20 protein-coding genes and 2 tRNA genes are annotated in these 24,010 nt (G+C 50.9%); 15 read left to right on the forward strand and 7 right to left on the reverse strand.

Annotated features, from left to right (window positions below; translation table 11 throughout):
• Nucleotides 1–413: 413 nt before the first annotated feature.
• Nucleotides 414–920 (reverse strand): type III secretion system chaperone, encoded by a 507-nt coding sequence (locus CX664_RS21635; RefSeq protein ID WP_101748737.1) that lies wholly within the window; start codon nt 918–920, stop codon nt 414–416.
• 246 nt (nt 921–1,166) lie between these two features.
• Here CX664_RS21635 and tadA point away from each other — a divergent pair, with 246 nt between their 5' ends.
• The 5 genes from tadA to CX664_RS21660 all read left to right on the forward strand — a co-directional run bounded on the left by tadA (nt 1,167) and on the right by CX664_RS21660 (nt 7,832).
• Nucleotides 1,167–1,661, forward strand: coding sequence for a tRNA adenosine(34) deaminase TadA (gene tadA, locus CX664_RS21640; protein WP_244910707.1), 495 nt, complete (start codon nt 1,167–1,169; stop codon nt 1,659–1,661).
• Nucleotides 1,662–1,868: 207 nt separating this feature from the next.
• A complete protein-coding gene (gene purL / locus CX664_RS21645; protein WP_101748738.1) occupies nt 1,869–5,795 on the forward strand; it encodes a phosphoribosylformylglycinamidine synthase in 3,927 nt (1,308 codons plus the stop codon).
• A 41-nt stretch (nt 5,796–5,836) separates the two neighbouring features.
• Complete coding sequence (locus CX664_RS21650) at nt 5,837–6,307, forward strand: outer membrane lipoprotein (RefSeq protein WP_244910708.1); 471 nt, start codon at nt 5,837–5,839, stop codon at nt 6,305–6,307.
• 73 nt (nt 6,308–6,380) lie between these two features.
• Complete coding sequence (locus CX664_RS21655) at nt 6,381–6,689, forward strand: hypothetical protein (RefSeq protein WP_146000209.1); 309 nt, start codon at nt 6,381–6,383, stop codon at nt 6,687–6,689.
• A 294-nt stretch (nt 6,690–6,983) separates the two neighbouring features.
• Nucleotides 6,984–7,832: a sulfurtransferase gene (locus tag CX664_RS21660; protein WP_101748740.1), complete on the forward strand. Its 849-nt coding sequence runs from the start codon at nt 6,984–6,986 to the stop codon at nt 7,830–7,832.
• Between the two features lie 11 nt (nt 7,833–7,843).
• Here the strand turns inward: CX664_RS21660 and CX664_RS21665 are convergent, their stop codons facing one another.
• Nucleotides 7,844–8,092 carry a hypothetical protein gene (locus CX664_RS21665; RefSeq protein WP_101748741.1) on the reverse strand — a complete coding sequence of 83 codons (249 nt, stop codon included), beginning with the start codon at nt 8,090–8,092 and terminating at the stop codon, nt 7,844–7,846.
• 364 nt (nt 8,093–8,456) lie between these two features.
• On the opposite strand from CX664_RS21665, the gene CX664_RS21670 reads away from it, so the two are divergent.
• From CX664_RS21670 to CX664_RS21710, 8 genes are all read left to right on the forward strand, one after another.
• Nucleotides 8,457–9,821 carry a class II 3-deoxy-7-phosphoheptulonate synthase gene (locus tag CX664_RS21670; RefSeq protein ID WP_180966580.1) on the forward strand — a complete coding sequence of 455 codons (1,365 nt, stop codon included), beginning with the start codon at nt 8,457–8,459 and terminating at the stop codon, nt 9,819–9,821.
• Between the two features lie 182 nt (nt 9,822–10,003).
• Nucleotides 10,004–10,080 (forward strand) — tRNA-Pro (locus CX664_RS21675).
• 96 nt (nt 10,081–10,176) lie between these two features.
• Nucleotides 10,177–10,253, forward strand: a tRNA-Pro gene (locus CX664_RS21680).
• A 399-nt stretch (nt 10,254–10,652) separates the two neighbouring features.
• Complete coding sequence (locus tag CX664_RS21685) at nt 10,653–11,906, forward strand: ATP-binding protein (RefSeq protein WP_101748743.1); 1,254 nt, start codon at nt 10,653–10,655, stop codon at nt 11,904–11,906.
• Nucleotides 11,907–12,190: 284 nt separating this feature from the next.
• A complete protein-coding gene (locus tag CX664_RS25900; RefSeq protein ID WP_146000210.1) occupies nt 12,191–12,424 on the forward strand; it encodes a hypothetical protein in 234 nt (77 codons plus the stop codon).
• A 473-nt stretch (nt 12,425–12,897) separates the two neighbouring features.
• Complete coding sequence (locus tag CX664_RS21700) at nt 12,898–13,164, forward strand: AbrB/MazE/SpoVT family DNA-binding domain-containing protein (RefSeq protein ID WP_101748746.1); 267 nt, start codon at nt 12,898–12,900, stop codon at nt 13,162–13,164.
• Nucleotides 13,164–13,532 (forward strand): type II toxin-antitoxin system PemK/MazF family toxin, encoded by a 369-nt coding sequence (locus tag CX664_RS21705; RefSeq protein WP_101748747.1) that lies wholly within the window; start codon nt 13,164–13,166, stop codon nt 13,530–13,532. Before CX664_RS21700 ends, CX664_RS21705 begins: the two co-directional genes overlap by 1 nt.
• A gap of 273 nt (nt 13,533–13,805) precedes the next feature.
• Entirely contained in the window at nt 13,806–15,125 is a 1,320-nt protein-coding gene (locus CX664_RS21710; protein ID WP_101748748.1) for an ATP-binding protein, read from the forward strand.
• Nucleotides 15,126–15,359: 234 nt separating this feature from the next.
• On the opposite strand, the gene CX664_RS21715 is transcribed toward CX664_RS21710, so the two are convergent.
• The 5 genes from CX664_RS21715 to CX664_RS21740 form a co-directional block, all read right to left on the reverse strand.
• Entirely contained in the window at nt 15,360–16,955 is a 1,596-nt protein-coding gene (locus tag CX664_RS21715) for a flavin monoamine oxidase family protein (RefSeq protein WP_101748749.1), read from the reverse strand.
• A 408-nt stretch (nt 16,956–17,363) separates the two neighbouring features.
• Nucleotides 17,364–17,690, reverse strand: coding sequence for a type II toxin-antitoxin system HicB family antitoxin (locus CX664_RS21720; protein WP_101748750.1), 327 nt, complete (start codon nt 17,688–17,690; stop codon nt 17,364–17,366).
• 307 nt (nt 17,691–17,997) lie between these two features.
• Nucleotides 17,998–19,560: an FGGY-family carbohydrate kinase gene (locus tag CX664_RS21730; protein WP_163370089.1), complete on the reverse strand. Its 1,563-nt coding sequence runs from the start codon at nt 19,558–19,560 to the stop codon at nt 17,998–18,000.
• 24 nt (nt 19,561–19,584) lie between these two features.
• Nucleotides 19,585–21,207, reverse strand: coding sequence for a glycerol-3-phosphate dehydrogenase/oxidase (locus tag CX664_RS21735; RefSeq protein ID WP_101748752.1), 1,623 nt, complete (start codon nt 21,205–21,207; stop codon nt 19,585–19,587).
• Nucleotides 21,208–21,232: 25 nt separating this feature from the next.
• Nucleotides 21,233–22,840, reverse strand: coding sequence for an FAD-binding oxidoreductase (locus CX664_RS21740; RefSeq protein WP_101748753.1), 1,608 nt, complete (start codon nt 22,838–22,840; stop codon nt 21,233–21,235).
• A 313-nt stretch (nt 22,841–23,153) separates the two neighbouring features.
• On the opposite strand from CX664_RS21740, the gene CX664_RS21745 reads away from it, so the two are divergent.
• Both CX664_RS21745 and CX664_RS21750 read left to right on the forward strand, forming a co-directional pair.
• Nucleotides 23,154–23,579 carry a VanZ family protein gene (locus tag CX664_RS21745; protein ID WP_101748754.1) on the forward strand — a complete coding sequence of 142 codons (426 nt, stop codon included), beginning with the start codon at nt 23,154–23,156 and terminating at the stop codon, nt 23,577–23,579.
• Between the two features lie 166 nt (nt 23,580–23,745).
• Nucleotides 23,746–23,982: a hypothetical protein gene (locus CX664_RS21750; protein ID WP_180966581.1), complete on the forward strand. Its 237-nt coding sequence runs from the start codon at nt 23,746–23,748 to the stop codon at nt 23,980–23,982.
• Nucleotides 23,983–24,010: the final 28 nt, after the last annotated feature.

Below are 24,010 nucleotides of genomic sequence, written 5' to 3' on the forward strand. Positions count from 1 at the left end.
CTTTCCATGCTCGGTAAATGCAGCATTACCTGCCATGACAGCATGGAGTTATTAAGTAGCTAACCATATGAAATCACATATTTCTGACTCCTTGTTCAGGCACTCTGCTTCGTTACAACTCCGGTCACATAGCTACGGCTATGCTCCCTCCGTTGTGCCTCGCATAGCACCTGCCCAAGTAGCCAGAAATATGTGATTCCATATGGCCAGCTACTTATCCAGACGCGGCAGAGTATAGTTGCTCTACTCAATACGTGGCTGAAAAACCGGATAAAGGATTCCCGAATCCATTACAGGCTGCTCTTTCTCTTTTCGGCCTGATGATTTCGAGCTGAAATGGTGTTGGTAAAATAAATGCAGCGAAATAAAAGAAGGGCTGTGAAAGCCCTTCATGGTATTGGGTATTTTGGGAGTTACACCATCATTCCCATATCGCCGGGGCCACCGGGAGCTCCTCCGGGACCACTCTGGGGGCGTGGAGGGGTGGATGTTGAAGAAGTCTGGTCCTGCTTTGACTCATCCAGCTCACTGACACACCATTCCAGAGTGTTGACGAACTTTTCCAGGGTGGACTCGAATAAACCGTAATCGCAGGAAGCCTGCAGGGAGCGAATCAGCAGTACTTCAGTTTTGTCATGGTTCAAAGCCAGAAAGGCACCCTGCATACTATGGTGCTGGAGGTTCAGTGAACACATTTTTTCCAGCAATGTGGTTTTCTCCGGACTGTCATGGGTAATCATGGGTCGAACAGAAGCAACAAATACCAGCGCCTCATCATCTTCCAGATACTCCATGTTCACGATCAGGGTGTCGTCAAAACACAACCCGCAGGCATCGTGTTCGTTTAATTTGAGTTCTCCCAGGCCGATGCTCTGGGCAAAGTGTTGTAGATGCTGTTCTACATTCTGCTTGAAAGACATCAGGCCCTTCCCTCCAGTGATTTATTTTTCATAATTCAGCAATTTATTTTTGATAGGCTATTTATAGCTTAGACACTATATATAGCTCAGACATTCGCCATGGGAAAAAATTCCATAGATTTAATCGGCGGATTGTCAGATTTCATAAAAAGCTGAAAATAAATTCACCAATCAAGGGATGAAAAGCCTGCCGTTTTACTTCATGATGCAAAATCGCTCAAGATTGTCAGGTTTGGTAGATAGTTTGTGATTGATGACACCATTTGGATGAAAGAAGCCCTGCTGGAAGCTAATAAAGGCCGTACCCTGGGCGAGGTTCCCGTCGGTGCAGTCGTGGTTAAGGAGGGGCAGATTATTGCCCGGGCGTGTAATCAACCTGTTTCATCCTGTAATCCCGTTGCTCATGCTGAAATTCTGGTACTTCAGTCAGCGGCTGCTGCCATTGGCAACTACCGTCTGCTGGATTGTGACCTCTATGTTACGCTGGAGCCCTGTACCATGTGTGCGGGGGCTATTGTCCACAGTCGGATTCGTCGGCTGATCTACGGTGCAACAGAACCCAAGGCCGGAGCCATTGTCAGTGCCGCAAGGGTTCTTGAACAGCCTCAGATGAATCACCGGGTAGAGGTTACCGGAGGTGTCCTTCAGGATGAATGCAGTGGGATGATCAGCGAGTTTTTTCGTTTTCGCCGTCAGCAGATTCGTGAACAGCGGGGAAAGCAGCCTTTTGTTGATAAATAGCCTGTGACTGCTGGTTTCCGAAGGCTGGTTTCGATTATTATAGGCAGCCTTTGAATATCCCCCTGAGTTGAGAGGCTAAAGCATAAGGACTGGCTTGTAATCCAATCAGGAAGTGGCCACTCATCCGGGCTTCCTGATGTTTATTATTAGCTCACCCAGGCTGTAGCTCCTCACTAGCTGTTAATTGGCCCGAGGACAGACCAGAACATGCTGATACTGCGTGGCACCCCTGCACTTTCCCAGTTCCGCCGTCAAAAGCTGCTTGCTCAGCTGCAGAGCCGAGTGCCAGAGATCTCCTGTGTTGTTGCTGAATTCCAGCATTATGTAAAAATCCAGTCGTCCTGTGCGGAGGGTTTGAGTGAGAGGCAGACTGATATTCTGGCCAGACTGTTGACTTACGGCCCAAAGATTCAACAGATAGAGCCTGACAGCTTTTCTTCCAGGGCAGAATTTCTGGTGGTTCCCCGTCCGGGTACGATTTCCCCCTGGTCCAGTAAAGCATCCGATATTGCTCACAATTGTGGCTTCGGTATGATCCAGCGAATCGAGCGAGGCGTTCGGTTTGTGGTGTTTGCGGATACCCGTTTATCAGAAGATCAGGAAACCCGGATTGCAGATTTGCTCCATGACCGTATGACCCAGGCCGTCTTCCGTGATGCGGGTGAAATTACCAAACTGTTTGCTGTGGCCGAGCCAGCCCCAATGACCACGGTGTCCGTTCTGGAAGGCGGCAGAGAGGCACTGGCTGCGGCTAACCTTTCCCTGGGCCTGGCACTGGCTGAGGATGAAATCGACTATCTGGTAGAGAGCTATCAAAAACTCCAACGGGATCCTACAGATGTTGAGTTGATGATGTTTGCCCAGGCAAACTCGGAACACTGTCGGCATAAAATTTTTAATGCTTCCTGGAGTATTGATGGTGAAGCTCAGGATCTTTCCCTGTTCAAGATGATCCGCAATACTCACGCCCTGCACAGTGAAGGGGTGCTGTCAGCTTACAAAGATAACGCCTCGGTTATTGAAGGTTTCCACGCAAAACGGTTTTACCCGGAATCTGACAGCCGTGAATATGGTTTCAATGAGGAAGATATTCATATCCTCATGAAGGTAGAAACCCACAACCACCCGACGGCCATCGCACCCTGGGCGGGTGCCGCCACCGGTTCTGGTGGTGAAATTCGTGATGAAGGTGCCACCGGTAAGGGATCCAGGCCCAAGGCCGGTCTGACCGGTTTCACCGTATCTAACCTGAAAATTCCCGGCTACGAACAGCCCTGGGAACAGGATTATGGCAAGCCAGACCGCATTGTCTCGCCGCTGGAAATCATGATCGAAGGCCCATTGGGCGGTGCCGGTTTTAATAATGAGTTTGGTCGTCCAAACCTGTGTGGCTATTTCCGTACCTTTGAGGCCAGCGTCAAAGGCGTTGCAGGCTATGAGGTTCGTGGCTATCACAAGCCCATTATGCTGGCCGGTGGTCTTGGCAATATCAAAGCTGAGCATGTTGAAAAAGGGGAGATTCCGGTGGGTGCCAGGCTGATTGTCCTGGGCGGTCCCGCCATGCAGATTGGCCTGGGCGGCGGCGCGGCTTCCTCCATGACTTCCGGTGAAGGCCAGGAAGATCTGGACTTTGCCAGTGTGCAGCGAAACAACCCGGAAATGGAGCGTCGTTGTCAGGAGGTAATCGATCGTTGCTGGCAGCAGGGGGACAGGAACCCCATCGCATTCATTCACGATGTGGGGGCCGGTGGTCTCTCCAACGCGCTGCCTGAACTGGTCAGTGATGGTGGCCGGGGCGGTCACTTCCAGTTGCGTGCCATTCATAATGATGAACCGGGCATGTCGCCGCTGGCGCTCTGGTGTAATGAGTCCCAGGAACGTTATGTGATGGCGGTGGCGGCCGAAGACCTTCCCCGCTTCGAAGAAATCTGTCAGCAGGAACGCTGCCCTTATGCCGTGGTGGGTGAAGCGACAGCAGAGCAGCGGCTGCTGCTGGATGACAGCCACTTCAATAATCACCCGGTGGATATGCCGCTGGATGTGCTGCTGGGTAAACCACCCAGGATGCACCGTGAGATTCAACGTCAGTCCTTCGAGCGTGAACCCCTGGACCTGAGCGACATCAAGCTGCTGGAAGCGATGGAGCGGGTATTAAAACTGCCATCCGTTGCCAGCAAGAACTTCCTGATCACTATTGGCGACCGAACCATTACCGGTCTGGTTAATCGTGACCAGATGGTGGGTCCCTGGCAGGTACCTGTGGCGGACTGCGCGGTGACCGCAACGGCTTTTCAGGGCTATACCGGCGAAGCCATGTCCATGGGGGAACGCACACCGCTTGCCCTGATCAATGCCCCTGCTTCCGGGCGCATGGCGATTGGCGAGGCGATTACTAATATTGCTGCTGCCCGTATTGGTAAAATCGGCGATATCAAACTGTCGGCTAACTGGATGGCCGCAGCAGGTCATCCCGGTGAAGATGAAAACCTGTTTGATACGGTTAAGGCGGTGGGTATGGAGCTTTGCCCGGCACTGGGTATTGCTATTCCGGTGGGTAAAGACTCCATGTCCATGAGCACCCAATGGCAGGAAAATGGTGAAGATAAGCGTGTCACTTCACCATTGTCGCTGGTTATCTCGGCATTTGCCCCGGTCCGGGATATTCGCAAGACGGTGACGCCCCAACTGAGGACGGATCAGGGTAATACTGATCTGCTGTTGATTGACCTTGGCCGTGACCATAATCGACTGGGTGGTTCAGCACTGGCCCAGGTCTATGGTCAGGTAGGTGACTCGGCACCGGACGTTAACTCTCCGGAAGACCTGAAAGGATTCTTTAATGCCATTCAGGAACTGATGGATAAAGACCTGCTGCTGGCCTACCACGACCGCTCCGACGGTGGCCTGTTCACCACCCTGATAGAGATGGCGTTTGCTGGCCATACCGGTATTGCGGTTGATCTGGATAAGCTGGCTGGCAACAAGTCCATGGTTCTGCCTGCTCTGTTTAATGAAGAGCTGGGTGCGGTTATCCAGGTGCGCCACCGCGAGAAAGGTCTTGTTAAGGATATCCTGGCTCAGCATGGTCTTGCTGCCTGTTCTCACACCATCGGTACCCTGGCTGCTGGCCAGCGGGTATCGTTCCGGTTCAATGGCTCCGAGCTGGTCAGTGAAAGCCGGATCAAGTTCCAGCGCTGGTGGGCAGAAACCAGCTACCGCATTCAGGCGCTGCGGGACAATGCCGAGTGTGCACGACAGGAGTTCGATAACCTGCTGGATGATCATGATGATGGGCTCCATGCCTCTCTGCCTTACGATATCTCTCTGGATGTGGCGGCACCCTATATCAACACCGGTGTTCGTCCAGCCATGGCCATTTTGCGGGAGCAGGGTGTCAATGGTCAGGTTGAAATGGCGGCGGCCTTTGACCGGGCTGGTTTCAAAACAGTTGATGTGCACATGAGTGATATCCTGTCCGGTCGACGCACTCTGGATGAATTTACAGGTCTGGTGGCCTGTGGTGGCTTCTCTTATGGGGATGTTCTGGGAGCCGGAGAAGGCTGGGCCAAGTCGATTCTCTTTAATGAACAGGCCCGTGATCAGTTTGCCCGCTTCTTCGATCGTCGTGACAGTTTTGCCCTGGGTGTATGCAACGGCTGTCAGATGCTCTCCAATCTGCATGACCTGATTCCCGGTGCTGACTACTGGCCTCACTTCGTCCGCAACCAGTCTGAACAGTTTGAGGCCCGGGTGGCGATGGTTGAGGTTCAGAAGAGCCATTCAATCTTCTTCCGGGGGATGGAGGGTGCCCGTATGCCAATTGCTGTTGCTCATGGGGAAGGGCATGCCGAGTTTGCCGATCCGTCTCATCTGGAGCGGCTGGCGAACAGTGGTCAGGTGTCTTTGCAGTTTGTGGATAACCAGGGCAGGCCCACCACACGTTATCCCTACAACCCCAACGGCTCGGTGCAGGGAATTACTGGCCTTACTTCCGCCGATGGTCGGGTCACCATTATGATGCCCCATCCTGAGCGGGTATTCCGTACAGTTCAAAACAGCTGGCATCCGCAACACTGGGGTGAAGATGCACCGTTGATGAGAATGTTCCGGAACGCACGGGTCTGGGTCGGTTAACAGGAAAGCTCTTTCCTGTTTTACCAAAAGGAGTTAACGACATGAATTTGAGACGCTATTGGGCCATATTGCCCCTCACTTTTGCCGCTCTGCTGTCAGGGTGTATGACGGACAGCAAAGGGACAACCTATTCAAGCAGTGAGGCCCGGAGAATCCAGCAGGTCAGTTTTGGCACTGTTTCCGAGCTGCAATATGTGACACTGGAAGGCACTGAAGGTGCTGTGGGTACTGTGGCCGGTGCAGCTATTGGTGGTATTGCAGGATCCAGTGTTGGCGGTGGCAGAGGCAGTGATATTGCGGCTATCCTGGGCGGAGTTGCCGGTGGTGTGCTGGGGAGCAGGGCTGAAAAACAGCTGACCACAAAGCAGGGCATTGAGATGACCATCCGGCTTGATAGCGGAAAATATATTTCAGTGGTTCAGGAGGTTGACCCTAAAGCGTCTTTGCAGGTGGGTGATGCGGTAAAGATTTTGACGCAGGGTAACACGACTCGGGTTGTTCGAATGCGATAGTTTGATGGAGCGGGGATTCGTCTCCGCTCTTGAATAAGTTTTGGCAGCTTTTCGGCTATGGGTGAGGATGGGCATGAGTAACAAGACAATTGCAGTAGTGCTGGCGGCTCTTCTGGCTCTGGGTGTGACTGGCTGGTTTTTGCTGGCTGAAAAGGATGAGCCTGAACCATTGCCCGTAACGGAAGTCATTTCGATACAGCAGGAGATCATAGACACGCCGGTGGAAGAGCCTGCTTACTCTCCGGGCATCGAATTTGACGAGTCTTCCGAAGAAACCCGAATCATTCTGGAAACGCCGGATAACGGCGAGCTGAGCAACCTGCTTTCGGAAAAAGTGCTTCGTGATGACAAGGTAGTGGACAAGCCTGCAACCGGAAAATGATGAAAATGTGAGAAATGTCTCACATTTTTTCGCGTAATCACTGCTATTGCCATCACGAGTGTATTGATAACGTAAAACTTGCATGGATGCACTTGTCACACGGATGTGACCCCGCCAGCTCTGCTGGTGGGTTTTATTTCTCTACTTCCCTTTTCGCCGAACTATTCCTCCCTTCGAACCACGGTTATCAGGACTGGTTGCAAAGCCACTGTCATTTTTTTACTGTGTGATAAGAAAAGTAAACCTTCATAAATGTTTCATAGTGGTGTGTTAGCAGCCAGACAGAGGTAATTGATGCCTTTATTAATAGAGCCGGAGATGCTGGCTACCCTGTTGAACGACCAACATCTGGTGGTTCTGGATGCTCGATTCAGTCTTGCTGACCCGAAACAGGGGCGGGTGATGTATCACCAGGGACATATTCCGGGAGCACTCCATGCTGATCTTGAAGCAGATCTCTCCGGTTTGATTATTCCCGGTAAAACCGGCAGGCACCCACTGCCCGAGTCGGCAGACTGGCAGGCAACACTCCGTCGTTGGGGAATGGATAAGCACTCTCAGGTCATTGTCTATGATGATGGCGGCCATGCCATGGCCGCCAGGGCCTGGTGGCTGTTACGCTGGGCGGGTATCTCTCAGGCTATGATTCTGCATGGCGGCATGAAAGCCTGGCAGGCAGGCCGTTATCCTGTGACCAACGATGCGTCTGAGGTGGCAGAGAGTCAGGCTGATTTTACCATGGGACATATGCCAACGGTTTCAGCGCAGGATCTGATGGCGCAGACAGAAACTGAAGGAAGCCTTAGTTATAAACTGATTGATGCCAGGGCTTATGAACGATTCCGTGGAGAAGAAGAAACTCTGGACTCGCAGGCTGGGCATATTCCCGGGGCGGTATGCCATCCATTCGCCAAAAACCTGGATGAAGATGGCCGCTTTCTTTCAGCGGATCACTTGCGGGAACTATTTACTGCACTGGTTGGCGACGACTCCCGGCCTGTCTTCTACTGTGGTTCCGGTGTTACCGCCTGTCACAATATTTTTGCCATGGAGCTTGCGGGTTTGTCGGGTGCCACACTGTACCCCGGCTCATGGAGCGAATGGATAACAGACCCCCGGCATCCAGTCGCCAGAGGCCAATAGTTTAGTGTCATTCAGAGTAACCCCCGGGATTTTATCGGGCTCAGCTCACGGATGTGTTTCTGCTGAGCCAGCCTGCCAACAATCTGATGCTGACTGGTAAAACCGGAAACGCACATCTTGATTTCATACTGATCTTTTTTGCTGTTCAGCTCAGCAACAAAACTTTTCAGATGTAACCCGTTCTCGCTGCTGCACTGGAGAATTTGTTCAAGGCTGCCGGGATCACTGTTGGTGATCAGTCGAAGGTTCAACTCGTTCACGCTGTCATTTCCTGTCAGTGGCAAATGGTCATAAAAAAGCCCCCGGACCGATTAGGGTGCGGGGGCTCGTTTCTGCTTTTCAGCTATCCACGATAACCCCCCCGGAGCATCATCATAATGGTGCCGGGTTTCATGGTAATCGTGGCAGGCAGTGAAGAATTCATAGTGATAAGTATGGATACGTATTGTTGTTCGGTCAGAACTTATAACAAACCAGATAGGGTATGTAAAGTCTTAAGTTCGGCTAATCAGCGATAATTCTTGATATATCTTCCATAATTATTCATGGGAAAACCTCTCAGCCTTGATGATGTATTCAGGTAGAATGACTGTTTTTAGCGAGTGTGAAAGAGCTGGTGACTTAATGAATTCATGGACTGTTGATAGCTGGAGACATATGCCGTTGCTCCAGCTGCCGGAATATCCCGACCAGGAAAAATTGAGCCGGGTTGAACAGGAACTGGCTGCCATGCCACCGCTGGTTTTTGCGGGTGAAGTGAATGAGTTGAGAAACCGCCTGGCAGAAGCGACCGAAGGCAGAGCATTTCTGCTGCAGGGGGGAGACTGTGCAGAAAGCTTCCTGGAATTCTCGGCCAATAACATCCGTGACACCTTTAAAGTCATGATGCAGATGGCGGTGGTGCTCACCTTTGGCGCTGCCTGCCCGGTGATCAAGGTAGGGCGTTTGGCCGGCCAATTTGCCAAGCCAAGAACTTCTGGCACTGAAACCATCAATGGTGTTGAATTGCCGATCTATCGCGGTGATATCATTAACGGCACCGAGTTTACCCCTACGGCTCGTAATCCGGACCCCCAGAGAATGCTGCAGGCCTATCACCAGGCTGCTGCCACCCTCAACCTGCTGCGAGCTTTTGCCCAGGGTGGCCTGGCCTCTCTGGAACAGGTGCATGCCTGGAACCTGGATTTTGTTGCAAACAGCCCGCAGACTGATCAATACCGCAACATGGCTGACCGGATTGATGAATCGCTGGATTTTATGAGAGCCTGTGGCATCTCAGCAGAGCATTCGTCCACCATCCGAGAAACCGCATTTTATACCTCCCATGAAGCGTTGTTGCTGCCTTACGAACAGGCGCTGACCCGCCGTGATAGCCTGTCCGGTAACTGGTATGACTGCTCAGCCCATATGCTCTGGGTGGGTGACCGAACCCGTCAGGTCGATGGTGGCCATGTTGAATTTGTTCGTGGTATTCAAAACCCGATTGGTTTGAAAGCAGGCCCAACCCTGCCACCGGATGACCTGATTCGGCTGATTGACCGGATCAACCCGGAGAATATTCCCGGCAAATTGAACATCATTGTCCGCATGGGAGCTGACAACCTGGAGAAAGGCCTGCCGCCATTGCTGAAAGCGGTTCAGCGTGAAGGGCGCAATGTGCTCTGGAGCTGTGATCCAATGCACGGGAATACCTATAAGGCCAGCAATGGCTATAAAACCCGTGAAGTGTCGAAAATTCTCTCAGAAGTTGAGCAGTTTTTCGCGGCCCATCGCGCCGAGGGAACCTATGCCGGTGGCGTTCACTTTGAAATGACCGGTCAGAATGTGACGGAGTGTGTCGGTGGTGCCAATGCCGTGACGGAAGATCATCTGGGCAATCGATATCATACCCACTGTGATCCTCGCCTGAATTCCGATCAGGCGCTGGAGCTGGCATTTCTGATTGCTGATACCCTGAAAAAGTGCCGCACGTTGAGAGATAGAACATAGTTTAGGCTCAACCATGCAAGACCGCATTAGCATCATCCTGAGAGATATTACGACATTAGCTCTGGATGCCACTGTTAATGCGGCTAACATATTCTGTTTAACCTGCAAGTTTAAAAAATAGACATCGTTTACTGATAGCTATTGACTTATCGTTCAAAAACAATATGATAAGTCCCATCTGACGGGGTATAGCGCAGTCTGGTAGCGCGCCTGCTTTGGGAGCAGGATGTCGGGAGTTCGAATCTCTCTACCCCGACCATTTTTCCTTTCCTTACTTCTCTTCTTACAAGCTTCATTGAATTCTTCTCTGCTGCCATTGACAGTTTCGTCTGCATGTCTAGAATAGCTCTGGCTTCGGCGTGTAGCGCAGCCTGGTAGCGCATTTCGTTCGGGACGAAAGGGTCGGAGGTTCGAATCCTCTCACGCCGACCAAGGAAATCAAGGGCTTACGAGAATTACATAAAAAATTATTGATTTGAAGCCCTTTTGAGAACACAAGTGAGAACAAAACAATTGTTTAGAAAACCTGTGTTGTTTACTTGGAACCCTTGATTTTTGGTGCCTTCCGGATGTAAATTTTTCTGCCTGTTTCGGTTCTGTGTCCTGAATACTGCCCTTCGTGATCGGATACGGTTTATGACAATCTGGGGTGCTGGAGTTTCAGTTAAAATTTCACTTCGATCATCGTTTTAAAAGACTTTTGCATAGCGTTATTATTCCAGATCAGCCATCAATAAAATCCATTTTAGTCGGATTATAAATCCATAATGGTCGATTTTATAATCCATATTAGTCTAAACTAAAATCCATATTAGTCATGACTGGATTGCTATGGACTACATACCAAGAGCCATTGAGCGTAATTTGCGGGAATGCTTGAAGGATACGCCGGTAGCCATTATCACCGGTCCCCGGCAATCTGGTAAAACGACCCTGGCGCGACATCTGCTGGAGACGCTCAAGCTTGAGGGCTCCGGAAGTTATCTGACCCTGGATGATGAAAATATCCTGACGGTTGCCCGCAATGACCCTATTGGTTTGCTTCGTAATCAGCCGCGTCCGGTCATTATTGATGAAATACAGCGGGCTCCGGAATTGATTCGCACTATCAAACTGCTGGTCGATGAAGATCGTCAATCCGGGGCTTTTATCCTGACCGGCTCCGCCGATCTGATGACGCTGCCGACGCTGGCAGATTCAATGGCAGGCCGGGCAGAATTTATTACCCTGTACCCCTTCAGTCAGAGTGAGTTGATGCAGAGGCCTGCTGGCGGGCAGGGAGAGCATGATATTATCCGGCAGCTACTGTCTGTGGATTTTACTCCGCAGCACGGGGCGCTGCTGGAGCTTGACCAGGTGATTTCGGCCATAGCGTGTGGTGGTTATCCGGAAGCAATACAGCGTTCTGCCAATCGCAGGACACGCTGGTTCAGATCGTATGCCGATGCAATTATCCGGCGGGATATCAGAGAAGTTTTTCAGTTGCAAAAGCTGGATGAAATGGCGCAGCTACTTAAATCACTGTCTTCTATCTCTTCTGAGGCATTGAACTATGCAAGTCTAGGTAAAGCGATAAAGATGGATAGCAAGTCTGTTCAAAAATACGTTGCAGCTCTTGAAAGCCTGTATCTGGTCAAGCGAATTCCCGGGTGGCATCGGAATGAGCTCAAGCGGGCAATTAAGCAGGCAAAGGTTCATTTTGTGGACACTGGGCTGCTGTGTTCCCTGAGAGGCATAAATGCAGCAGCTATTAAGGCTGACAGAAATCTTATGGGATCGTTAATGGAAACCTGGGTCTGCTCAGAACTACTGAAGTCTATCGCCATCAGTGATCAGGACTGCCAGCTTTTTCACTATCGCGACAAGAGTCAGCGGGAAGTGGACTTTATTCTGTCAGGGCATGATGGCCAGGCCACAGGCATTGAGGTCAAGGCAGGCATGACGATCAAAAAAGAGATGTTCGCGACTCTGGAAATGCTAATTGCAATGGGCAGTATTCAGCGGGGGGTAATTGTTTACAATGGTGATAAGGTGCTGCCCTTTTCGGATAAACTGGTGGCTTTGCCGGTAGGGTGTCTGTTTTGAATATAATTTGAATATAAGCTGTATGTCGTGCAAAAAACAGTGAGAACAAAATCATTTCGCAGCATAAAGAAATCAAAGGATTACAGAACCTGGTGAGAAGTAAGAATTCGGTGAACCCATAGCAGAGGTCACTTTGTGGCCTCAATCGACTATATTTCATTCATGCTTTCCACTGACCCTTCCAACACCGAGCTTCCGCCGGGTTCGCTTAAAGCCCCTTTCGCTAACGCCCAGGTCACACTAAGCAAAGCGGACTTCATCGAACTGAAAGCCCAGGCCAAACAATGCGCAGCCAATGGCAACGAACCCGAACACGGGAGCAGGAGGCGCTTGATCGAATCAAACAGATGAAGGTTGAGCACTCCCGTGAAATTCAAGCGTTTCAGGAGCAGATCAATACCCTGAAAGGCCAGCGGGCTCCGGATCTGGATGACAGGATACCTGCAAGCCTGTGCAGAAAATGGTCGGAAGCCACCAAAAGACTTGTCAGTCTGGCTACCTTGGCTGATGACAGATGAGCGTCTTCAAGAACTCAACTCAAGAGTCACAGCCCTCCTGCGTCTCTACAATAGCTCTGTCGACAACGAAACCAAGGTGCACCACCGGCTCAGAAGACCCGGCGGTGGGCTATGGGTTCACCGAATTCTTACCTATTGAGTCTGCCGGTTTAAAGTGCCAGAGAGTAGAGTTATCGCTGAAACCGTTAGCGGCAGTTGCCAAGCCATGCAGAGGAAAGGCTTTCAGCAACTGTAAAACGATTGCAAAAGGCTGCATAAGCAGCCTGTTCAAATCCTATATGAGCGTGCTGCTATAGGATCCCCTTTCCTCCTGCTGCTGAACCTTGCCCTCAATAAAAGCCCCTCCATTCTTCAATCCGCGAAATAAAACCTTGCCTGCTTGCAATGTTACTGTCTACAGGAGAACCTCCGTCTTGCCGAAGTGTCTACATCGTATATACTGGTGTATCTATATAGTAGATACGGAGGGGGTTATGCGGACAGAATCCACCATCAAACGCTGGGGCAATGGTCTGGCCCTGCGGATCAGCGGGCCGATGCGGGATATTCCCGGGTTTGAAGAAGGTATGGGGGTTGAGGTTGAGATCCATGCCGACGGGTTGTTTATCCGCCGCAAGGTGCCCGCCGATCCGCTGCCTTATTCAGAAGAGGAGCTGGTTGCCAGTCTGAAGGAGACACTGGCAGACAATAACGTCAGTGACTGGCTGGAAGATACACGGCCAGGGGAAGAGGACTTTTGATGGCTTCCTCCAGTTCCGGGGTTTACATACCCGAAAGGGGTGATATTGTCCTGCTTGATTTTCATCCGGGCAAGGGGAGCGAGATCGGTAAGCGTCGGCCAGCCCTGGTGCTTTCTTCGCGCCTTTATAACGAGGCCATTGGTCAGGCTATCTGTATTCCCATTAGCTCCCAGGGGAAAAAACGGCCCGCCAATGTGGAGATCAGCGGTCTGGATATAGAGCCATCCTTCGCTATTCCGGGGCTGATCCGTACCCTGGACTGGCAGCACCGCCGGGCTGAACGGGTTGGGCAGGTGGATAAAGCCGTATATAAGGAAGCGATCCTGAAACTGCTGCCCCTGATTGGTGCTGAAACATTCCTTGACTAACCACCAGACAATTACTTAAGAGAAGGTTCTGAACAACTGCCGTATTTCCGAAGCTCCAGGCCCCGTTTATCCTGAGGCCTGTCGAAATCAACTAAGAGTTCGCCATCCTGACCCTTGATTACTACAAATTACATCTGAATTTTCAGTAAGAATTAGCTTTTTATCTATTAAAAAATACGTAATATTGTATTTTAATGTATGAAAAAGTATAGAAAGTCGATTATTATTCTATAATAAACACAAAGTAACCGCTTTGGATGACTTTCGATAACCATGGACAGATTACTCATTACCCAGCTATTGAGCTGGAAGAATCAGCCAAAGCGCAAACCTCTGTTACTGGATGGTGCCCGCCAGGTGGGTAAGTCTTATCTGATCGAAGAGTGTTTTGGCAAAGACCACTTCCGCCGGGTTCTTAAGCTGGACTTTCTGGCTAACCCCAGCCTGGCAGGGCTGTTTGGCGCCAATCTGAATCCGCAAGACATACTTCTGAATATTGAGCTGGAACTGGGTGTTGATATTAACGCCAAACATGACCTTCTGTTTTTTGATGAAATTGGCGAGTGTCCTGCAGCATTAAGTTCGTTGAAGTTCTTTGCTGAGCAACGCCCGGATCTTTACCTCTGCGCGTCTGGCTCAAATATTGGTCTGCTGAACTCGTTTCCGGTTGGTAAAGTAGAAGCTCTGGAGCTGTTCCCTATGTCTTTTGAAGAGTTTGTCATAGCATCGGGAAACGAGAAAATTCTGGAAGCCTTCAGGCGAGGACTCCAGATTCAGGCCTCTCACAATAAACTGTGGGATTTGCTGCTGGATTATTATTTTGTCGGCGGCATGCCTGAAGCAGTAGAAACCTGGTTTGCTGATGGGGGAAAGTTCAGTGGCATTAATGAGCGATGTAGCCGGATAAAAAGCATCCACCGAAGTCTATTATCCGGCTACCTTCGTGACTTTGGTAAATATGGCGGCAAAGTCAATGCACAGCATATAGAAAGGGTCTTTCGTAATGTGCCGTTGCAACTATCCAAAAACATGGATGCATCGGTTAAACGTTATCGGTTTAGCGGTGTGATCGAACGTAAACGCAGTTATCTGGATTTAAGCGGCCCTATTGAATGGTTGGAGAAAACCAAATTGGTGTCGCGCTGTTACCCTATTGACTGCAAACCGCAATCGCCCCTATCTGCCTATCGGAAAGACAATTTATTTAAACTGTTTCTGTTCGATATTGGGGTATTAGGATATATGCTGGATATCAGTTATCAGGAGCATCGTCAGCAAAGTTATGAGTATAAAGGTTATCTGGCTGAGAATTTTGTTCAGAATGAGTTAAGAGCCACCGGCTGTTATCCGACCTATTCCTGGGACTTCAGGCAAGCTGAGATTGAGTTTCTTTTCAAAACCAATAATGGCGAGATCATCCCGGTGGAAGTGAAATCTGGCAAGCGCACACGGGCAAAGAGCCTGAAGACTTATATAGAACGTTACAAACCTGCTCGAACGGTCAAATTAATTGGCTCAGCAGGAGGGACTGAGCAGCCCGGGCAGAACATAACCTGGCCTTTATATTATGCAGGCAGGTTAAAGACTTTGTAGAAAATTGATCCATGGGGTTCACTTTTGAGGATGGCAGATAAAAAGTACGTATGATCCTTTGCGGATGCAAATCTTCCTGCCAGTCTCGGTTTTCTGTCCTGAGTATCGCCCTTCATGATCGAATACACCTTTGGCGTTCATATCATGAAAAAATCTGGAGTTTTCTGAATTGTCATCAAGAGTGACCGGAACAGGTTACTCTTCAGGTGCTCTGGAACTGATCAATTCAGAGTGCTACTCGGCAAAACGGGATAAATAATCTTTTTCAATCCAGCGCGGACGTTCCAGTTGAAAATGTTCTTCCAGCATCAGTTCGGTGCTGGTCAATGCGCCCTCCACCCAGCCTTGCAGATCGGAATAAGAGTCACCGCAAATGTGAATGGGTAAACCGGGCAGGTGGCGCATACGCTTTTGAGTAGTCAGGCTCTTTTGTCCGGGCTTCCACAAACTGTATCCTCCCCCATAGGGGTCTTGAGACCAATCCATGTAGGCCGCAGTATAAGGTTTCGGAATGTATTTCAAGTCATGAAGCGCCTTGAGTTCCTTTTGGGCTTGCACAACCTGGTTATTGGTGGCCCGGCTCTCGTTGGGAAGAGGGCTCTGTCCCACTGGAACAAAGGGGTTCTCTGCTCCGGCAAACTCATTTCCCCTGGCCAGGGGATGCCAGTAATCCAGAACCCGGCCATCGGTATAGGCTGCCAGCAACAGGGCGTTGGTGTTGCCAGCTTCACCGGCAGGTCGATCCTCTTCTGTACCAAAATAATAGGACTGTTTGATCTGAAGGTCAGTCACCGACTTACCCCCTCTGATCCCGAGCACCTTCCACCAAGGGTAAGGGTAGCCAAGATAAAGTTTAATGGCCGGTTTTGAAATGACTGAGTCAATGTCCGACCGTATTTCGGCGGTGCGTAAATGAACTGAATCCTGATCCAGTAGCTCCAGTGAGCGTTTTGGTAACCCTAAAATGGCGTGCCGGGCATTAACCACCATTCTGGTACCCCGGGCATTCTCGAACACGAGTTTAACCCGGGTCTGTCCGTGCTGTTCAAATGGGGTTATGGCACATAACCTGTGACGGGAGTGGTACCGGCCTCCTTGATTAATAAATCCTTGCACCAGGGCTTCGGGTAACGATTGAAAGCCGGTTGCAATCATCCTTGAGGGAACATCCCAGCCCGGTGCATTATTTCTGAAGACATCCATCGCCACGGCGGCATTCCAATTGCGAAAAGGAGCGTCGTAACCCCCGGCATCATTGATCAGTTCAATCGCTTCTCTGGACAGTACCCAGTCCATCAGACTCCACCATCCGTACTCATAGAGCCTTTTTCCTTCCAGGGTATGGGATTGTCGGAAAGCTCTCCACTCATCAGGGGATGCACGGACGCTTTGAGGAACCAGCGTATCGATCACATATTGAATCAGTTCGCCAGGTGTTTTACCCCGCTCATTGAAACTCAGCCGGTAGGGGACTTTATCCGGATCACGAAAGTCCAGGTCACGGAGATGGTGGTTGCGCACAAAAGAAATATTGCCCTGAGTGCCACTGCCTGGAAAGTCCAGAGTGGGTAAGCCCAGAGTGTTGACCAGTTCCCGGGTCACTGCATGACTGGAAAAGTAGCGCATGCCCCCCAGCTCTGCCGGTACGTTGGGCATTCCGGGCATCTTGAGGGAGTAAAGACGGCCGCCAATCCGGTCACTCATTTCAAACAGGTCAATTTTCTGGTGTTCAGGAGCTGAAATTTTATCCCTTAAGCGCCATGCTGAATAAGCGCCGCCCACTCCTGCCCCAACAATCGCGATATCTGTCTCGTAGGCTTCCTGATTCATTATTCCTGGATATCCTGGTCAATTGAGCCTGGTTGGTTGTTATGAAATCGGAGGAACCAGTCTGTTATTCATGATGCCAGCACGGGGAGCAACAGTGATGACCTTTCTGAAAAAACGAAGTGATCCTGATTGATTCCAAAGTGCATAAGTAGTTAACCAAATGAAATCATATATTTCTGACTAAGTTGTCAGTCACTCTGCGGCGTTGCAACTCCGGTCACATAGCTACGGCTATGCTCCCTACGTTGCGCCTTGCATAGTAACTGCCCACTTAGCCAGAAATATACGATTCCATTTGGCCAACTACTTATCTGACTGAAAAAGAGCATCACCAAAGGGGATATCGGCAGGGAAAAATAGTCATTAATGTAGATGATAGTGAGGACAAAACCATTTGCCTTCAGCTGCTCAGTGCAGCTTGCTGGCAATATAACGGTTCAAACTTACACCGGATTCTGCCGCCTGAATAACCAGATGCCGATGAGTTTCCGGTGGTACTCTTAGCAACACTTTGCCGCTGTAGTCCCTGATGGAAAAAGGTTCCGGGATTGTCTCGTTAGCCGCTTGCATATCCGCCACGGTGTCTGACACCAGTTTCCGAATACCGTTCAGCGCTGCTATCTGGTCTTGTTCCAGCCAGCTCAGGCCGGGAAACTCAGAACACAAGCCCACGTATTCCTGATCTTCTTCAGACCAGGTGACCCGATAGGTGTATTTGTCGGTGGATTTATTCATTGCTTTGTTGCTCCATACGTTCTATTGCCTGCAATACTTGTCTTACCTGATAAGGTTTTGCCTTGCCCTTTCTGTCCTGGATATTTACCCTTGGATCCCCTTGCCAGGGAGTTCTGTAAACCCGATGGCTGGAACCTGTTTGTCGGGGAGCCCCAAAGTATGCATCGCAGACTTTACATAAATCCTTGAATCTGACGCCCTTGGGGTTTTTGCTCATCAGTTCGAGAATATCAGATATACTTGCCATTAAACGATAGTAGCACTATTGATACTGATTTCAATACCCCCTGACGAGGTCAAAAGAAACTTAATGCTTCGGATAACCGGTAATATCCCGAATGGATTTATACAGCGGCTGCAGGCGTTTATAGATCTTTTTATAAACCTCAGTGTATAAACGGTCATACAGCTGCATGGTTGGCAGGTCCGGCTCAAACACATCGCCTACCCGGGTCATTTTATCAATGGCTTCGTTATAGTCTTTATGAATGCCAAGGCCGACACAGCAGTTAATGGCTGCCCCAAGGCCGGAAGCTTCGTAGGTGTGTGGCCGTTCTGCCTCCATGCCAAAAATATTGGCCGTCAGTTGCATGGCGGCATCACTCTGGGATCCACCACCGGAGACCCGTAGCCGGGTGATCGGTGTGCCACTGCGTTTTTCAATCTGCTCTTTACCGGATCGCAGTTCGTAAGCCAGCCCTTCCAGAATCGCACGGTAAATATGCGCCCGTTTATGAACATCGCCAAAGCCGATAAAAGCGCCTTTGCCTTCAGGGCCGGGTTGACGTACGCCCGGGGACCAGTAGGGTTGCATCATCAAGCCCATTGAGCCGGGTGGTACCTGGGTTAACAGGGCATCGAAAAGCTGCTCGGGCTCTACACCCAGCTCTTTTGCTTTACGCTGCTCGGCCTGGGCCAGCTCATTTTTAAACCAGCTGACCATCCAAAAGCCCCGATAAATCATCACTTCGGTGTTGTAACGCTTTGGCATCGCCGCTGTGTAGGGTGGAATAAAGGGAACTGTTTCAAAGTATCGGGACGTTGTCGTACTGATGGTGGCTGTGGTGCCAAAACTCAAACAGCCAATATGAGGGTCAACACCGCCTGCGCCCAGTACTTCGCAGGCCTTGTCCGATGAGGCTGCGATCATTGGTAACCCCGCTGGCAGACCGGTATGCTCTGCAGCTTCAGCGGTAATATGACCTAACTGCTCTCCGGGTTGTACCAGTTCCGGCAACATGTGTCGTCTGGCGGCCAGCAGTTGCCATTTCAGATCGTGCTTGCCAGCCCATTTCTGACGGCGATAGTCGTATGGCAGGTAACCGGCCACTGAACCACAGGCGTCTTTCATTTCGCCAGTCAGTTGATAGGTCAGGTAGCCGGATAAATTCACATAGTAACGGGTCTTCTGCCAGATATCGGGCTGATGTTGTATGATCCAGTTATCACGGGCTTTGGCGCGCAGATCTTCGATCAGGCTGGTCTGGCCGATGGTCTTGATTAACAGTCCCCAGAGGCCGCCAACGGGCTTTTCCGGTTCGGCTTTGCGCTGATCCATCCAGACAATGGCGGGTCTCAATGGCTTTTTATCTTCATCCAGGTTAATCATGGTGTAGCGCTGTGTGGTCAGTGCCATACCTTTGATCTGCCCGGGCGTTACAATGCCCTGGTCCCATAACGCTTTACAGACTTTTCCAAGCTGTTGCCAATAGTAGTCAGGGTGCTGTTCTGCCCAGCCGGGGTGTTGTGAAAAATAGGCCTCCAGCGCAACTTTGCTTTTGGCGATCTCATTGCCGGCACTGTCAAATACCAGGGCCCGAATGCTCTGTGTGCCATTGTCGATGGCCAGCACATAGTCTGAATCACTCACTACACACTCACTTCTTGTTTCTTATTATCGAGTATCAGCGTTCTTGCGCCGTTTCGGAATACTGTAATAAGTGTTCCAGATGGATTGATAACGGCTGACTTCCTGTTGCCACTGCTGTTCGCTCCAATCCAGTTCTTCCTGGCAGATGGCCTTGATTCTGTCGGCAAAAATCAGGCCTCCCTGTTCCAGCAGCAAGCCCAGGCGGGTACGGCGGAGTAGAAGATCATCCAGGTGCACAACGGCTTCATTACCGGCCGACCAGCGCAACTCGGCCCAGAGGGCACGGGCACCGGGAATAACGTCCTGTTCATCGGGTTGGGTCTGTGCCAGTAAGCGATCAGCGTCCATGCCGTAATGGCCCCGGATACGTTTCTTTAAATAGTCCGGCAGCTGGTTAAACAGAGAACTGTCAGGCTCGTATTGAGTAAACATCTCCGCGCCGGTATCACTGAAATCAACGCCGGGCAGGTACTCTTCAGCTGCTTTTAAAACATCCAGGGCAATCAGCCGGAAGGTGGTCAGTTTGCCGCCACTGATGGTCACCAGTCCGTTATCGTTCCAGATACTGTGGTCACGTTTTTCTTTTGACGGGTTCAGTGTCCCGGAGCTGACCAGTGGGCGTACACCGGCCCATGAAGAGATAATATCCTGTTCGGTTAACCCGGCTTTCGGGAACTGGGCACAGGCGGCTTTCATCAGGTATTCCAGTTCATCACGGGTCATGGCCACTTCATGGTTGCCAATAGTGCCGTTGTCCAGGTCGGTTGTCCCAACCACGGTTCTGCCTTCCCAAGGGTAAATAAATATGGGTCGTTTATCATCCGGGTGCATGGCGGTGTACGATTGAGCCACCGGCAGTCGCCAGCCAGGTACGACAATATGGCTGCCACGGGCCGGGCGAATATGCTGCTCTGAGGTCATCTCACCCCGAAGTTTATCCCCCCAGGCACCTGTGGCATTGATCACCACTTTGGCTTTCACCGGCATTACCTGACCGGTTTCGCTATCCTTCAGTTGAGCACCCGTCACCTGACCATTGTTGTTAATCAGCGCATCGACACCAACATAATTGATTACCGTGGCACCGTCTTTCTGAGCTTCGCGCAAAACCCGGATAACCAGGCGTGAGTCATCGGTAATGGCATCGGCAAACTGGGTGGCACCGAGCAGGTTGTGCGCATTAATGAGCGGGCTCAGGTTTTCAACGTCGTGTAATTTATGAAACTTACGGTAACGCTTACCGGCAAAAAAATCATAAATACGCAGCAGAATATTAAAGACCAGCGGCCCTGGAAACCCACCTTTGTAATGGGTCATCAGATAGCCCATTTGATCGACAAGGCCGGGAGCCTCTTTCATCAGGCGTTCCCGTTCGGAAACTGAGTGCATGGTGGTTTTGATATCGCCGGAAGCGATGTAGCGAAGGCCGCCATGGATCATTTTTGATGAACGGCTGGAGGTTCCCCAGGCGAAATCCTGACGATCAACCAGCAGTACCTTCAGGCCCCGGCGTGCCGCTTCACGGGCAATGCCCGCACCGGTGATGCCGCCACCGGCCACAACGATATCCCATTCCTTGTCAGTATTGTGTTTTAACGCTTCCAGTAACTGATTCCGGTTACTTGTCTGCCAGGAGTTCTGCCACATGGGTTGGGTACCTGATTAATTCAACTTATTCGCTGTCCTGGAGTAACACGCCGGGGTTCAGTCGTTTGTCCGGGTCAAAGTCATGCACCAGGGTGGCAATCATCCGCATCCCCAGCTCACCTTTTTCTGCCGGCATATAAGGCGCGTGGTCACGGCCAGTGCCGTGCTGGTGGGAAATGGTGGCATAGCCCCGGGCAATCACTTCAGAGGTTTTGGCCTTCAGCTTTTTCCAGCGTGCCAGAGTGGCTTCGTAGCTGTCAGCGCAGCGGAAGAAATAGGTGGTATAGATACTCGACCCCTGACCGTAGATATGAGAGAGGTGAGTGAATGCCATGACATTTTCCCCTTCATCCTTTAAGGCGTTTTCCAGGCTCGCTTCCATCTGATGCATCAGGCTGTCCACATTTTCCCAATCGGTGGAGGTCTCCAGTGTATCGACTGCTATGCCCCGGGCCCAGGTGGTTTCCCGCAGATAGGGGAATTTGAAACGGCCATGGGCCCAGATGGTGCCCATGATATTGGCCAGTGCACCACCAACGCCGCCATGTTTTTTCAAAATCTTACCCAGCTGTTTCAGGGCTACTTTATTTTGGTATTCAGAGCCGGTCACGCCAAAGGTCAGCATGCAGCGATTGTCGTCCAGCCCGCGAAAACGCAGATAGCCATCCAGCAGTTTGAACTGTGTCAGTGAGGTACCAAGATGAGCGTGGGCGCGGGCCTCTTTAGCGTTGCTGACCCGCATCATGGAGAGCGGGATCTTCTGCTGTGCAACTTCCCGGGCGACGGCTTTACCTGCCTGCCAGTTTGGCATAAAGCAGACCATAAACTTTTCTTCTTCTGCTGCACGTTGTACGCGAACTTTCACTTCGGTAAAGATACCCAGGCGGCCTTCGGTGCCCATGGTGAGCTCCCGAATGTCCAGCCCTGCGGAAGAGGCGGGAATCGAAGGAATATCCAGTGTGCCCTGCAGGGTTTCCATACGGCCACCGGCAAACATCTGTTCAATACGGCCGTAACGGAGTGACTGTTGGCCTGAAGAGCGGGAGGCGATCCAGCCGCCAATGGTGGACAGTTCCCAGGATTGGGGGTAGTGCCCAAGGGTATAACCCCGTGCCTGTAGCTGTGCTTCAACCTGTGGTCCGGGAGTCCCTGCACCAAAGGTGGCAATCTGGCTCTCTTCATTCAGATCCATTAACTGGTTCATGTGACCCATATCAATGGTCAAAATGGCTCTGGTATTTTCCTGCGGCGTGATGTGACCGGCAACGGATGTTCCACCGCCATAGGGAATCACAATAAAATCGTGTTGGACCGCAAGGGCAAGAAGTTCGCGAACCTGTGCACTGGTTTCCGGATAGGCGACACCGTCCGGGAAAACCCCAAAATCACCACTGCGCATGGCCAGCCAGTCCGGAAAGCTCTGGCCACGGGCATGGCGAACCCGATCTTCTGCAGCAGTGACAATCAGTGGATGTTCAGGCAGACGGGATGGCGGTACCCTGGCTATCACGCTCTCCAGGGTGGCATCTTTCAAGGGGGTCGGTTCGCCGATAATACGGCGAATCAATGCATCCCCATGGTCGGAGACTTCCTTAATGTAACTCTCATCACCCCAGCCATTCCAACGGCGCATGGTCTACCCCTGTTCTTTTTATTCTGCTAATGCGCATAACTGCCATGTAGAGCCATGAAGCAGCTAACGCCTATAAACTGACGACGGTGTCTGTTTTTAGAGTTGCTAATGTAGCAAGTTGGGTTGTTATATTTCAACAATCAGCAAGGAGGGAGCAAACAATACAATATTGTTAATGGCAAAGACTCCAATGTTGATGCTTGAGTGGAGGGGTAAGCTTAACACCAGGCCTTAAAACAGGAATGTTAAGCGCCATCAACCCCAACACCCATTGGCCGATGACCTGTAACAACCTCTAACTCAGGGCCATCCAATGAATGAACTGATTACCACACTTCAGGCAACTCCCCCTTCAACCTGGCAAATCCTCTCTTTGTGTGCCTTGGCCTTTGCCCTGTTTATGTCATTGATACCTGGCAAATGGGATCCCACCCGTTTTATCAATGACAAGGTGAAACATGTGCTCACCTTTATGGTGCTGTCTCTGCTGGTCGATCTGGCATTTCCAGCGGCCAGCGTCTGCTGGTGGAAACCGGCAGGGCTGATGGCGTTTGGCGTGTTTATCGAGGTCTGTCAGCACATGACCCGTTATCGCCGTTTCAGTTTTGGCGATATTATTGCCAATGGGGCAGGTATTGGGCTTTATATGGGGATCAGTCTCGGTATCCCTGCATTGGTCGCCTCTGAAGGTGGCTGCCAGCCCTGGCCTGAATGTATGAGTGTGTTGTTTAACCTTTAGCCATCTAAAAAGTGAACCTGGTCCTTGAGCAGGGCCAGTCACCTGCTTCTATGACCATAAGCTGACAAGGCTCTGGTCAGCATGGATTTGCCATTGTTTTCCTGGTGTAAAGTCTGCAAAATCACCGGACATCAATAACAATAAACAAGAACTGGGTGAGAAAGTCATGTCTTATCTGCTGCAGGCAGGCTTTGCCGCCCTGGCCCTGAATTTGCTGACCATGGCGCTGGGCTATCTGGTGGGCAAATGGCTGGTGGATAATGAACGACAGGCCAGAGCCATCAGTCTGGAAGTGGGTCTGCAGAACGGAACATTGGCTTTGCTGGTCACCGTTACCATTCTGGACAGTGCCGCCATGTCTATTGGCCCCAGTGTTTATAGCCTCCTGATGCTTGTTAAGTAGTTGGCCAAATGGAATCGTATATTTCTGG

The sequence above is a fragment of the Endozoicomonas acroporae genome (genome assembly GCF_002864045.1).
GTDB classification, from domain to species: Bacteria; Pseudomonadota; Gammaproteobacteria; order Pseudomonadales; family Endozoicomonadaceae; genus Endozoicomonas; species Endozoicomonas acroporae.

Excerpts from the sequence above, each read along its gene's own strand:
- CX664_RS21720 (WP_101748750.1), bottom strand. The coding sequence starts at position 17,690 with ATGAATAAATCCACCGACAAATACACCTATCGGGTCACCTGGTCTGAA.
- CX664_RS21750 (WP_180966581.1), top strand. The coding sequence starts at position 23,746 with ATGTCTTATCTGCTGCAGGCAGGCTTTGCCGCCCTGGCCCTGAATTTG.
- CX664_RS21735 (WP_101748752.1), bottom strand. The coding sequence starts at position 21,207 with ATGTGGCAGAACTCCTGGCAGACAAGTAACCGGAATCAGTTACTGGAA.
- CX664_RS21655 (WP_146000209.1), top strand. The coding sequence starts at position 6,381 with ATGAGTAACAAGACAATTGCAGTAGTGCTGGCGGCTCTTCTGGCTCTG.
- CX664_RS21670 (WP_180966580.1), top strand. The coding sequence starts at position 8,457 with ATGAATTCATGGACTGTTGATAGCTGGAGACATATGCCGTTGCTCCAG.
- CX664_RS21715 (WP_101748749.1), bottom strand. The coding sequence starts at position 16,955 with ATGAATCAGGAAGCCTACGAGACAGATATCGCGATTGTTGGGGCAGGA.
- CX664_RS21685 (WP_101748743.1), top strand. The coding sequence starts at position 10,653 with ATGGACTACATACCAAGAGCCATTGAGCGTAATTTGCGGGAATGCTTG.
- CX664_RS21660 (WP_101748740.1), top strand. The coding sequence starts at position 6,984 with ATGCCTTTATTAATAGAGCCGGAGATGCTGGCTACCCTGTTGAACGAC.
- CX664_RS25900 (WP_146000210.1), top strand. The coding sequence starts at position 12,191 with ATGCGCAGCCAATGGCAACGAACCCGAACACGGGAGCAGGAGGCGCTT.
- CX664_RS21740 (WP_101748753.1), bottom strand. The coding sequence starts at position 22,840 with ATGCGCCGTTGGAATGGCTGGGGTGATGAGAGTTACATTAAGGAAGTC.
- CX664_RS21635 (WP_101748737.1), bottom strand. The coding sequence starts at position 920 with ATGTCTTTCAAGCAGAATGTAGAACAGCATCTACAACACTTTGCCCAG.
- CX664_RS21700 (WP_101748746.1), top strand. The coding sequence starts at position 12,898 with ATGCGGACAGAATCCACCATCAAACGCTGGGGCAATGGTCTGGCCCTG.
- CX664_RS21705 (WP_101748747.1), top strand. The coding sequence starts at position 13,164 with ATGGCTTCCTCCAGTTCCGGGGTTTACATACCCGAAAGGGGTGATATT.
- CX664_RS21745 (WP_101748754.1), top strand. The coding sequence starts at position 23,154 with ATGAATGAACTGATTACCACACTTCAGGCAACTCCCCCTTCAACCTGG.
- CX664_RS21710 (WP_101748748.1), top strand. The coding sequence starts at position 13,806 with ATGGACAGATTACTCATTACCCAGCTATTGAGCTGGAAGAATCAGCCA.
- purL (WP_101748738.1), top strand. The coding sequence starts at position 1,869 with ATGCTGATACTGCGTGGCACCCCTGCACTTTCCCAGTTCCGCCGTCAA.
- CX664_RS21650 (WP_244910708.1), top strand. The coding sequence starts at position 5,837 with ATGAATTTGAGACGCTATTGGGCCATATTGCCCCTCACTTTTGCCGCT.